The 11,816-nt window shown below is 39.6% G+C and carries 8 protein-coding genes and 1 pseudogene; 3 read left to right on the top strand and 6 right to left on the bottom strand.

The window, feature by feature from the left end; genetic code table 11:
* Positions 1–374: 374 nt before the first annotated feature.
* Positions 375–929, bottom strand: a complete 555-nt coding sequence (gene gmhB / locus L0B17_RS08415) for a D-glycero-beta-D-manno-heptose 1,7-bisphosphate 7-phosphatase (protein WP_235089266.1) — start codon at positions 927–929, stop codon at positions 375–377.
* A 161-nt stretch (positions 930–1,090) separates the two neighbouring features.
* On the opposite strand from gmhB, the gene L0B17_RS08410 reads away from it, so the two are divergent.
* Positions 1,091–1,762, top strand: a complete 672-nt coding sequence (locus L0B17_RS08410) for a GntR family transcriptional regulator (protein ID WP_235089265.1) — start codon at positions 1,091–1,093, stop codon at positions 1,760–1,762.
* Between the two features lie 69 nt (positions 1,763–1,831).
* Positions 1,832–2,917, top strand: a complete 1,086-nt coding sequence (locus L0B17_RS08405) for a ketoacyl-ACP synthase III (protein ID WP_235089263.1) — start codon at positions 1,832–1,834, stop codon at positions 2,915–2,917.
* 96 nt (positions 2,918–3,013) lie between these two features.
* Here L0B17_RS08405 and L0B17_RS08400 read toward each other — a convergent pair whose 3' ends face one another.
* The 4 genes and pseudogenes from L0B17_RS08400 to L0B17_RS08385 form a co-directional block, all read right to left on the bottom strand.
* Positions 3,014–3,712: an exonuclease domain-containing protein gene (locus L0B17_RS08400; protein ID WP_235089261.1), complete on the bottom strand. Its 699-nt coding sequence runs from the start codon at positions 3,710–3,712 to the stop codon at positions 3,014–3,016.
* Positions 3,712–5,558 (bottom strand): annotated as a pseudogene (locus tag L0B17_RS08395) (DUF294 nucleotidyltransferase-like domain-containing protein). Before L0B17_RS08395 ends, L0B17_RS08400 begins: the two are co-directional and overlap by 1 nt.
* 146 nt (positions 5,559–5,704) lie before the next feature.
* The gene (locus L0B17_RS08390; protein WP_235089259.1) at positions 5,705–7,423 is read right to left on the bottom strand and encodes a sodium:solute symporter family protein; all 1,719 of its coding nucleotides are present in this window, start codon (positions 7,421–7,423) and stop codon (positions 5,705–5,707) included.
* A 13-nt stretch (positions 7,424–7,436) separates the two neighbouring features.
* Positions 7,437–7,703 (bottom strand): DUF4212 domain-containing protein, encoded by a 267-nt coding sequence (locus tag L0B17_RS08385; protein WP_235089257.1) that lies wholly within the window; start codon positions 7,701–7,703, stop codon positions 7,437–7,439.
* A gap of 451 nt (positions 7,704–8,154) precedes the next feature.
* On the opposite strand from L0B17_RS08385, the gene L0B17_RS08380 reads away from it, so the two are divergent.
* Positions 8,155–10,353, top strand: a complete 2,199-nt coding sequence (locus L0B17_RS08380; RefSeq protein WP_235089255.1) for a diguanylate cyclase — start codon at positions 8,155–8,157, stop codon at positions 10,351–10,353.
* Here the strand turns inward: L0B17_RS08380 and L0B17_RS08375 are convergent.
* The gene (locus L0B17_RS08375; RefSeq protein ID WP_235089246.1) at positions 10,331–11,785 is read right to left on the bottom strand and encodes an alpha/beta hydrolase; all 1,455 of its coding nucleotides are present in this window, start codon (positions 11,783–11,785) and stop codon (positions 10,331–10,333) included. The genes L0B17_RS08380 and L0B17_RS08375 overlap by 23 nt on opposite strands.
* Positions 11,786–11,816 lie beyond the last annotated feature (31 nt).

The raw sequence follows: 11,816 nt of genomic DNA, 5'->3' as shown, positions 1-11,816 counted from the left end.
TGTCATAATTCGCTTCGCTCAAAGAGCTAACAAATTACTAACTACATTGCTGTAGTTTCATATTACTATGAACATTCTCATCATTGAGTTAAATTTTTTGATTGCCAACATTCCGAAGAACAGAAGACAATTTCGAATAACTCAATACCTGTGAATGTCCACACAGATTACTTGATAAATTGTTAAAGAGCGGACCTGGTAACTTGCGTTAGACGCCGTGTTCCGTGTCAGTGGTGCGCATTATAGGGATAGTAGATTTTACCGCAACCCCTTTTTGCAAAAACTTTCAAAAAAAACGACTAACCGAACAGTTTTTACACTAAGCGTGTAATTAACCATCAAAAAAGGCCCTAAAGGCCATTTTTAGCCGTATATCAGCTGAGTGTTTTTACAAAAGCGGGGACGTCAGCAATGCTATCTACAACAATAGAAGCGATATCAATACCAGCTTCGTCGACCGTCTTACCACTGCGAACTAAAATACTATGACCAATACCCGCAGCTTTAGCAGCACGCATATCACCAGCTTTGTCGCCGACCATAATTGAATTGGCTAAATCAATGTTTAAAAATTTGGCCGCTTCTAACATCATGCCTGGTTTTGGTTTACGGCAATCACAATCTTGCTTATATTCACCTAATCCCTTTTCCGGATGATGCGGGCAATAATAGATACCATCCAGTTCGATACCTTTGTCTGCAAAGTTCCAATCCATCCATTCTGTTAAAAAATGAAATTGATCCTCACTGTACATGCCTCTGGCAATACCCGACTGATTAGTCACAACAACAAGTTTGTAGCCCATTTTCTTCAAAGCGAGGCAGGCATCGAACACGCCTTCAATATATTCAAAGTCATCGGTTTGATATACATAGCCATGATCTTTGTTGATCACCCCGTCTCGGTCAAGAAAAACTGCTTTATTCACTTATACACCCTCATTAATTTTCTGGGTTAATTATCACATCGTCTTGGCATTTGAGCCAGTCCATTAAAGGATAATTATCGACAATGACCATGTTTCACTTTATTAAGATGCCATGAAGCGGTAACCTTGCTCGGTTATTTTCGCGAAAACAAAAAGAGCTAATGACTAATATACCCCCTATCATTCACAAAACGCGTACTCAACTCGTAGTTGAAGTGCTCAGAGAACAGATCCTTTCTGGTGGTATAAAAGGTGGCGAACCATTACGTCAATCTGCTATTGCAGAACAATTGAACGTTAGCCGCATTCCTGTTCGTGAAGCCTTGGTACAATTAGAAGCCGAAGGATTAGTTAAGTTTGAACCTCATAAAGGCGCAACAGCTACAGTATTGTCAATCGAACAGGTAACAGAGTTATTCGAGCTCAGAGCCATGATTGAGTCTGATTTACTGGCTAAAGCAATACCTAATTTACAAGATGAAGACATTAATGACGCCGAAACGGTACTTAAAGCCCTAGAAATGGCGTTTAAACGTCAAGATTCTGTAGCGAGTTGGAGTGAGCTTAATACCCAATTTCATACCTGCTTATATAAAGCAGCTAATCGCAACCACACTCTTGAGGTCGTTCACGGTTTAAATACTAATTGCGATCGCTATATTCGTTTGCAGCTGTTGTTAACAGGTGGGATCCCCACTGCAGAAAAAGAGCACCGCGAGTTGCTTGAGTTATGTAAGAAAAAAGATATTGAAAAAGCCACACACTTATTACGTGAACACATTCTTCACGCTGCTGAAGCCATTAAAAAATTGGTTGTTCAGCATCTAAACTAGCCAACTTTTTAAAAGTGGTTAAACATTGCCTTAATTGCCTGTTTTATTTTATACATTGAGAGAAGTTTTATGCAGTATGCACATATCACCGGATGGGGAAAAGCTGTCCCTCCTGCATCGCTAACCAACGATGACCTTGCCACTTTTATGGAAACTTCTGATGAGTGGATTAAATCTCGTACCGGAATTAGCAAACGCAATATTAGTCATGTAAATACTTCTGTTCTTGCCAGCGTAGCGGCAAAGCATGCTTTAGCTGCCGCAGGGATCGACGGCAGTGAGTTAGATTTAATTATTTTAGCAACAGCTAGCCCTGACACACTCATTCCTAATATTGCCTCTACCGTACAAGCCAATATTGGCGCGACATGTGGTGCATTTGATATTAATGCTGCATGCAGTGGTTTTTTATACGGTGTGGGACTAGCCAGTTCGCTAATTAAAAGCGGCCAAAATAAAAAAGTGCTCATTATCGGTGCTGAGCGTTTGTCTTTTTATTTAGATTGGTCTCGCCGTGAAACTGCGGTGCTATTTGGTGATGGTGCTGGGGCTGTAGTGTTAGAGGCACGCGAAGAAGCAGGCGGAGTATTAGGTTACGAGCTTAATAACGACCCTGAGGGACGTGAGATTTTAAAGTCAAATTTTGGTAGTCAAATGGACCGCTTAGATAGTAGCTCTTTAGATTTCTATATCCAATTTAATGGCCAAGAAATATTTAAACGTGCGATTCAAGGCATGGGGTCGTTAAGTACTAAAGTGCTTGAGAAATGCGCTATCGATAAAGATGATGTCGATTGGGTCATTCCCCATCAGGCTAACGAGCGTATTATTGATACATTAGTTAGCCGAATGAAAATTCCTAAAGAAAAAGCCATCGTTAATATAGAAAACTATGGCAACACTTCTGCGGCGACGATTCCTATTGCAATTTGTGATGCATTAGATAAAGGCTTAATTAAGCCAGGACAAACTATTTTGTCATGTGCATTTGGTGCCGGCCTGACTTCAGCAGCTTTACTCTTCAAATGGGGTGAACGAATTACGCCAGTGAATAAGAGTGATGCTAAAGTACCGGAGTGTGAGCAAACGGCATTGGAGCTCATCAAACCTGCGGTAGATTATTTTTTCAAAAAGGCTGAGCAAGAAGGTCGATAGAGCTATTATAAAAAACGAGGTCCTATTGTACTCATAAAATATGCCAGTCAATTGACTGGCATATTTTTGCGTTTGAATTAAAGCTGTTAATTAAAGTTATTTAGTTAAACCAATTAATTCATGACATTTGATGGTTTTAAGTCCACCTAAAGCTGATACTTGCGCTAATAATAACTCTGCACAAGCTATCGCATCTATCAGTGCATTATGGCCACCGTATACAGGCAAATGATACCGCGCTCTACTTTGTCCTAATCGAACACATCCTTCAACTAATTGGCCATGCTGGCGTAGATAGCGTGTTTTTTCAATCGCTAAGGTGTCAATAAAAGGCAATAGTATTTTCTGTCCAAATACTCTGTGTAAGTTTTTTTGAATAAAGGCCATGTCCATCGGGGCATGATGCGCCACTAAAATATGTCCTTGGGTTTCTTTAAGTAACCAATTCATTGCTAAATCAATCGGCAAGGCATCTGTTAGTTGATGGTCTACAATACCATGAACTGTGGCACTTATGCCGACACTACCGTTGATTGAAATCATTAAATGCTGAGCTTTAGCCAGCGGTAATTGCCCCTGAATAATAGGCACAATGCCAATACTGATTATCTGATCCTTCTCAGAATCAAGACCTGTCATTTCCAAATCAATCGCCATCAACTTTGCATCACATATTGTTTGGTTAAACTGATTTGTTAATGCCTGTTGGTAGTCAGCTAATATCCTATTGTCACCACGGGGGTTGATAAGTGCATCTAACCAAAATCGACTTTTAAGCCATAAATGATTAACCACTAAAAACTCCGAGTAAACTTAAGTTTTAGACCCGATTGAGCATCATGTACCACTTTAAACGCATCGCGTAATTGATGACGCAATAAAGATGATAAGTCCTGCGGCTTTAAAAAGTTACTGACAACCAAGTTATTGGTAGCCTGATATCCCTGATTAGCTAAGCGCATATGCGCAATAAACTCGTGGGCGTCGGCTAAATTGAGCGCATCTTTCCGGTTAATGATATTGGCGTCCATTAAGGCGCGAATACGTTTAGCGGTATTGACCTCTTTAATGCCAGCACTTAGAGCATAGACTCTGGCGATATCATTGATCAATGCGCTGCCCTTATGTTTTAAGTCCATTCCTTTGACTTCACTTCCATCTCGTTCAAGTACAAATTTTCTAAAAAAACCTAATGGCGGAGATTGCTGTAATGAGTTACCCGCCATGCCAGCTAAAAAAATATCATTGTTCTGGGTATGCGACATGACTGAGTTTTGTAACTCATCAAACAAGGTTTTCGGACCATAAACCGCACGCATGTCAAAGAAAATACTCGCGTGCATTAAGGCTTTAGGCTCTGGTGTGAGCACCCACTTTTTGAATTTAAGTTGCCATTTTTGTAGTGATAATCGCCACTTAGGATTTTGCGCCATAATGTCCCCAGGACAATAGATATAACCGCATTGGTCTAACCCTTTGCAAACTGCATGGGATAATTTATCGAAATATACAGCGGCTAACTCATCCGGCTCATGTGCTAACAACAAACCATTATCTTGATCTGAACAAGCCACTTGATCTTGCCTACCTTGCGAGCCAAAAGCTAACCAACAAAAAGCCATCGGTGCTTTACCCAATAATTGCTGATTAAGTACAATTAAGCGTCGAGTTAAGGCATCGGTAACCGAGGTCAACACTCTGCCAATCTCTTCAGCCCTTGCATCTGCACTAATCAGGTTTTGGAGTAATGCCGGGATCTGCTTACTGACGAGGATCAGTTTATCAATTGAGTCTTGGCGGTCTATTTCGCCAATTAGCAATAACGGCTGTGAACGTTGCGCACGCAAAATATCAGTACTGGTCACCACTCCGTTAACTTGATTATTATCAACTACAGGTAAATGATGAATATTATACTGGCTCATCAATAGCATAGCTTCAAATATCAGCGCATTCGAGGACACCGTTTGGGGTTGAGTTGTCATCACTTGGTCAATACAAATATTCCCATCAAATCCTTCAGCTAATACCCTATTTCGTAAATCCCGATCTGTAACAATACCGACTAAACCATGTTCATTTAATACCAATACCGATGACACCCGGTTATCGCGCATTAATCTTGCAGTATTTTGTACACTGGCATTGGTTGCAATACAGATTGGATTTCTAGACATGAAATGAGTAATACGACTGGTTGTGGTGAGCTCTTTAGCTTTAAACTTATGTTCATTACGTAATCGTTGAGCGAAAGCGCGAGTAAAAAAAGTATCGAACTGACGATTATGACTTCTTAACTCAGTGAATAATAACTGTGGAATATGATAAACCAGCGCATCTTCTAAAATGGCAACTTTATTGACCACTTTCTCGCCTGACAGAAGTGTCGAAAAACCGAAACATTCACCTTCCGCCACTCTATCCACTAACACCCCTTGTGGATCTCTGACTTCAAATGCACCACTTCTAACCAGATATAATTTAGGATTATGTGGATCAAACTCAACAAATGCCGACGTCTTGGCGTAATAACCAATACTAATTTCCCGGCACAAAGCTCCACTAGTGCTTTAGACAATATATCAAACGGTGCATGGCTGTGTAGAAACTGCTCTATTGGCTGTAATTCACTGGCATTCATATTGTTTTCTCACAGGCGGTTTTATTTAATATACCTGTGGTAACTCAATATTGGCTATAAGACTTAAGCCCAAGCTACAGTATATTCGGTGAATAAAAAAAGAGCGCCAAAGCGCTCTTTAGGTAAACTAACTAATCTGTGATTTATTAGTGGTCCTGTGCTTCGCCAGCCCCTTGCGGGAAACGAATCGACTCAACCATATTAACCACATCTTGAGGAACGGCTTTAGTGACTTTACTAACAGCAAAAGCAACACCAAAGTTAATAAACATACCGACCATTCCGAACCCTTCAGGTGAAATACCAAAGAACCAGTGTTCACTTGTATTGGCTGCTGGGTTAATAAACTTAAAGTACACAATATAAGCAGCAGTAGATAGCAAACCTAATACCATACCCGCTATTGCCCCTTCTCTGTTTACCGTTTTAGAGAAGATCCCCATAATAATTGCTGGGAAAAGTGATGCAGCGGCTAAACCGAAGGCTATTGCGACTACAGCGGCAACAAATCCAGGGGGATTAATACCAAAGTAACCCGCCATCACGACCCCCAATGCAGCAGCGATCCGCGCATACATCAGCTCTTTTTTATCAGATATATCGGGCATCAGGTTTTTCTTGAGTAAATCATGTGACACCGATGTTGATATGACTAACAGTAAACCTGCTGAGGTTGATAGTGCAGCAGCTAATCCACCTGCAGCAACTAAAGCAATAACCCATGCTGGAAGACTGGCAATTTCAGGCGTTGCTAGCACGATAATATCGCGGTCAATGGTCATTTCATTTGAATCACCATTAGCATAAGATATTTTGCCATCGTTGTTTTTGTCGTCCCAGGTAATTAACCCTGTCTTTTCCCAGTTTTTAATCCACTGTGGTGCAGTTTCATAAGCGACACCGGTAGAGTCAGGCCCATTAATAGTCTCGATCATATTTACCCGAGAGAAAGCCGCTAAAGCTGGGACTGTAGTGTACATAATCGCAATAAACACTAACGCCCAACCTGCTGATATACGTGCATCTTTTACTCTAGGTACCGTAAAGAAACGCACAATAACATGTGGCAAACCTGCGGTACCAAACATCAAAGCACCAGTAATAAAGAACACATCAATCATGTCTTTAGAGCCTTCAGTGTACTGGGAGAACCCCAATTCGGCAGAAAGACCATCGAGCTTATCGAGCAAATATACCCCAGTACCGTTACCTGCTGCGTCAACTAGCTCTGCACCAAAACCAATTTGTGGCAGGATATGGCCCGTCATCATCACAGAGATAAAAATAGCGGGAACCATAAAGGCAAAAATTAGCACACAATACTGTGCAACCTGAGTGTAGGTAATCCCTTTCATTCCGCCTAAAACAGCATAGAAGAAAACCACAGCCATACCTATGTATACACCGGTTTCAACTTCCACTTCTAAGAAGCGAGAGAAGACCACACCAACACCACGCATTTGGCCTGCAATATAAGTAAAGCAGATAAAGATGGCACAAATTACCGCAACTGTACGGGCAGTTTGTGAGTAGTAGCGATCACCGATAAAGTCAGGAACCGTAAATTTACCAAACTTGCGTAAGTAAGGCGCCATACACAAGGCCAGTAAAACATAGCCCCTGGTCCAGCCCATTAAATATACAGACCCATCATAACCGGTAAATGACACAATACCCGCTAATGAGATAAATGATGCCGCTGACATCCAATCTGCAGCGGTTGCCATACCATTCATTACCGGATGCACACCACCACCAGCAACGTAAAACTCTTTAGTCGAACCTGCTCGCGCCCAAATGGCGATGCCAATGTATAGCGCAAATGTCGCGCCAACAATAAGATATGTTAATGTTTGAACATCCATTTTTCAGTGCTCCTTAATCTTCGTGAACATCATATTTTTTGTCTAGGGCGTTTGCTTTTGCCACATAAACAAAAATCAGCGCCACGAATACATACATTGCACCCTGCTGCGCAAACCAAAAGCCTAACTTGAACCCCATAAAGGAAAACTCATTAAGCACGTCTACTAATAAAATACCGCAGCCAAATGATACTGCAGCCCAAATTACTAGCAGTCCAAGTACTAAACGTAAATTTTCACGCCAATACCCTGCTGCCTTTTCATTATTTTCAAAAGCCATTGCGACTTCCCCTGTATTGTTTTTTTAAAGTCGAATTGTAAAGTCATTGTTAATTTAGCAACTCACAGGGGTTCGACAATCAAGACCTTAGTCTAATCAGTAATAACAAATAACATAGATACGAAAATTAACTATTAATAAACAACAGGATAAGTAATTCCATCAAAAATATTTATGACTATAGCTATTGAAAAAACTAGACCAAGGTCGAACTAAAATAACCCGTTATTGACGAGAATTGAGTAAGAGATGCCTCGCCAATTGGTCGATAAAAAAGAATTTGCTGCTAACGAGTAGATATTTAAATGTATTAATTTATCTTAAAGTAAAGGCGGCCAACTTATAGAGGCGCATATCAATTTATCTAAATTAACGTTAACTATCTTAGATTTAAACAGTAATTCAGAGTCAATCGCTTGTGATTGAGCTATAAGGAAGGTAAAATTTTTCTATGATAGCGAGAAAGGATATTTCATTGAAGAAATTGCAGTTAAATCCACAGAATCTGATATTTTCAATCGTAATGGGTGTTATTGCACTGATTATTAATTTTTATCCTATCCCCTTCTTCGCAAACGTCCAGTTTGTACTAGGTAATACACTCACTGTCATAGTCGCCATTTTATGTGGCCCTTGGTATGCGTTAGCTACATCATTATTAGCCTCAACCAGTTTAATGCTCACTTGGGACACTTATCATGTTTTCTTCATTTTTGGGTTAGAAGCACTGTTTTTAGGTTTTTGCCGTAGAAAAGATATCTATGCCTTATATGGCAATATTATATTTTGGCTTGTTATTGGCATGCCCATTTTCTATTTAATGGTTAAACTATTTTTAGCGATGCCTACAGAACATTTATCTTTTGTGACCATCAAGCAAGCGATAAATAGCTTAATTTATACTAGCATTGCCTCTTTATTAGTGTTGATGATACCCAAGTTATGGATGTTTGAAACCAAAATTAAAGACAAACAGCGTAGAAGTCTTAGTAAACAGATGACTTATTTTGTTACGCTAATGATTACATTATCTTTATTATTTTCAACACTTTACTTCAACTATATTTCACTGGATAAACAGCAAAGTTTAATCACTAAGAATCAGCAAGAAACGGTTTTTCATTTAAGTAATGCTGGCGAACAATACATCGATAACCATCAAAAAGTGATTGAAAATGCAGCACGCTACTTCAGTATAGCTAATGAGTCACCACAAGAGTTACAAGCACTTCTGAGCAATTTGCATAAAAGTTATCCAGGCTTTATCAGTATGCTAGTCACAGATAGCCAATCAAAGATAATAGCCACATCACCAGCTTCGCGACTAAATAATGCTAAGAATAAAAATATCATCGTCAAAGATAGGGATTACTTTATCGAGGCATTTTATAATCAAAGGGTGTTTGTTTCTTCGGTATTTCTAGGCAGAGGCTTTGGCACCGACCCCATTATTGCTATTAGCGCGCCCTATTATAGTAAACAAAATACTACGCAACCATTGGGCATAATTGAAGCTTCGTTAGATCTAAAATATTTTTCCGCAATCGACTCTGATTTCAGCCAACAGAGAAACCAATCATTAATTTTGACCGATGAAACCAATAATATTATCTATGCCTCAGATACACTCAATTTAAACGTCATGTCGCCTTTTAAATACAGTATCCACAATGGACTGTATTTGACTAAATTACCCTTGATGAATATTACTGATACAGGATCCAGAATTCCTGAATATATTTATGCTCAAAAGCAATTAAAAAATGGTTGGAAAGTTTATATTATCGAACCATTCTCGCCATTACTGCAGCTGGCTGAACAACAAATGCAAACCAGTTTTTTAATGCTGCTTGGCGCCCTTTTTGTCAGTTTTTTCATTTCGAATAGAATTAGTCAACTACTTACTATTCCCCTAGAAATAGTGGCTAACCAATTTGGCCACCTTAGCCAACATGACTTAAATAGCCAAACTCTAGATGATAGCTATCCTAAAGAAGTGTATAGCCTTTACCAAAGGTTGTTAACCAGTAAACAACAACTGATAACTCAACAATTCAAATTAGAAGAAACAGTAGTCGATCGCACCCAAGAATTAGAAAAAGCCAACAAGAAACTCAAAGAACTGGTCGATAAAGACCCATTAACTAAATTGTTTAATCGCCGTTTTGCTGAACTTAAGTTCCATGACGTGAGAGAGTTTTGCCTTCGAAATGAACAAGCAATTACCGTGGCTATTCTTGATTTAGATTTTTTCAAAACCGTTAATGACAGTTATGGCCATTTAGCGGGGGATGAATGCTTACGTCAAGTGTCAGCACAGCTGTCTCAACACTTTAAGCGTGATATTGATATTCTAGCGCGTTATGGTGGAGAGGAATTTATTTTAATTTTACCTATGTCGAATGCGCTCCACATTGAACATCATTTAAATGAATTCAGAGTAAAACTGTCTCAAATGACAATTAACACTCCAGATGGAACTAAAACATTTGATATCACCGCCAGCATTGGTGCTATCACTGCCAATGCAAATTTTGATACTAAGTTAGATAAATGGATAAAAATAGCCGATGATAATCTGTATCAAGCTAAAGCTCAGGGTCGTAATCGTACTATAGTGACAATTATCAACCCTGAGGTAGAGTCATAAATTTATCCATTCTATCCATCATATAAGGGTAGAATGGATTCCATTTTTGGCGCAACATATTCGCTGCAGATACTGAAAACAGCCCCCTTTCAGCTTGAAATACCGCCAAGCCTATTTGTACTGTTTCTGTCTTTTCTATCACTAAAGGACCATAAAGTGGATCCTCTATAGGAAATGGAAGTGCAATATGAGACAGCGAAAACACACCTTTGGGCCATTCAAGCAATAGTTTTTGCGGAGCTTGCTGACTCAATATGCCAAGCTCTCTAGCTTGCACAGCTCTTGACTGCTGCTGCTGACTTTCAATAAGTGTTAAACGATAATCCATATCATTATTTGTCCAAAATGGTTCAAAAAATGTGATTGGATCAAGATTCATTAACAGCCTAAAACCGGTACTGCGGTTGTAATCAAACATGACTAATTCATGATTGTTTTTAGGTAAATACCGATAAAGCTCATCGACAACATTCACAGAAGAAACGGTATCATCGATGACTGATTGAAAAGTTTGAATAGGTGCAATTTTCTGTTTTTGCTCTAATGATAATTTTTCTAATAATTGTTTATTGCGCAGGGTTAACTGGTAAACAACATCGCCTGCATTAACTGCAAATGACATATATTTAAATGGGTCATACTCAACGTCAATACTATTCCAAAACAGTTTTTCCTGCCCAAGCAGCGCCCCTAATTTAGCCTGCCAATATGCCCCCTGCGCAATGGGAGCTAACCCAATTGCCGGAGAGATAAAAATCATCTTGTCATAATGAGTCGGCTTATTCAGGTTTATTGCTTCTAATTGATGGTTAAGCGCAAGCGCTGCACCAGTAGAGAAACCTACAACATATAATGGTTTACCTTTTAATTTATCCGATAAATGAGAGGTTGCTAACGCCACAGCGCCTGCGAGATCTGGCCAGGTAATATCGGTCAACCCAGAAGGTGTGGTGCCATGACCAGGCAATCTTAATCCAACTATATGGGCTTGATGTCGATAGTGCTCGGCAATGTGCGATAGAGAGTAAGGCGAGTCAGACATGCCGTGGATCAATAACAAACCAAATTCGGCATCATCATTTGGCCACTCAAATGATCGATTCCAGTCTTCATGCCATAAAGCTGGATCCGATGAGCTGCCTTTTTCATAACGATTTATCGGAGAGGTCACTTCGGGTTGATATTGTTGGTATATTTTATGCTCGACTTCAGCAAATAGTTTATCTTCTAATGCTAAATACTGCTTAAAACTATTTAAACCTGATTGTTGATGATATTCATTTGTAAGATGTGTGGTATGCCAAAGTGACAGATCTGGCCTAGCGTTCAATAGCCAGACAGCAATAAGAATTAACGCAATAGCCGTACCTATAGTGCTATAAAACAGCGCAAATAACATATGCTTGGTCGAACCGATAACGATGGCGCGCATGAATCCCCTTATGCTAAAACAATGATAAAGC

The organism is Shewanella sp. OMA3-2, from assembly GCF_021513195.1.
In the GTDB taxonomy this organism is placed as follows: domain Bacteria; phylum Pseudomonadota; class Gammaproteobacteria; order Enterobacterales; family Shewanellaceae; genus Shewanella.
The sequence above is the reverse complement of the archived record's forward strand: the minus strand, read 5'-3'. Positions and strand labels throughout refer to the sequence as shown.

Bases quoted from the DNA above. Each gene is read 5' to 3' on its own strand.
- L0B17_RS08385 (WP_235089257.1), bottom strand. From the start codon at position 7,703: ATGGCTTTTGAAAATAATGAAAAGGCAGCAGGGTATTGGCGTGAAAAT.
- L0B17_RS08405 (WP_235089263.1), top strand. From the start codon at position 1,832: ATGCAGTATGCACATATCACCGGATGGGGAAAAGCTGTCCCTCCTGCA.
- L0B17_RS08390 (WP_235089259.1), bottom strand. From the start codon at position 7,423: ATGGATGTTCAAACATTAACATATCTTATTGTTGGCGCGACATTTGCG.
- L0B17_RS08410 (WP_235089265.1), top strand. From the start codon at position 1,091: ATGACTAATATACCCCCTATCATTCACAAAACGCGTACTCAACTCGTA.
- L0B17_RS08380 (WP_235089255.1), top strand. From the start codon at position 8,155: ATGATAGCGAGAAAGGATATTTCATTGAAGAAATTGCAGTTAAATCCA.
- L0B17_RS08375 (WP_235089246.1), bottom strand. From the start codon at position 11,785: ATGCGCGCCATCGTTATCGGTTCGACCAAGCATATGTTATTTGCGCTG.